Origin of the sequence: Paraburkholderia sp. SIMBA_027 (genome assembly GCF_046535315.1) — a bacterium.
Lineage (GTDB): Bacteria > Pseudomonadota > Gammaproteobacteria > Burkholderiales > Burkholderiaceae > Paraburkholderia > Paraburkholderia tropica.
The window spans coordinates 1-277 of record NZ_JAWRWY010000451.1 but is presented as its reverse complement, the minus strand read 5'-3'; the positions used below and the strand labels follow the sequence as shown (position 1 = coordinate 277).

1 pseudogene is annotated in these 277 nt (G+C 62.5%); it reads right to left on the bottom strand.

From position 1 onward, the window contains the following. Window positions 1-277: pseudogene (locus SB764_RS39795) on the bottom strand (bifunctional metallophosphatase/5'-nucleotidase); the annotation flags it as partial.

Sequence of the window (277 nt, the reverse complement as noted above, 5' to 3'; positions counted from 1 at the left end):
ATACGGGCGGTCAGTGCCGGATCCGGCGTAAAGGAGGAATCGATCAGGATCGGATCGCCCTTGGCACTCTTGACCACGCCGCTGTCATCGAAGTCGACGACGAGATCGCCGAGATATTTGCTGTAGGAGGCGGCCTGAACGACCGGAACCTTGTAGCCGCCCGGGTTGTCGACCAGCGTCGGATAGGGGCCTTCGGCCTTCGGATCGGTGTTCGACAGCAGGCTGTGCGAGTGGCCGCCGACAACGACGTCGACGTCGGGGATCTTGGCGATGAAGG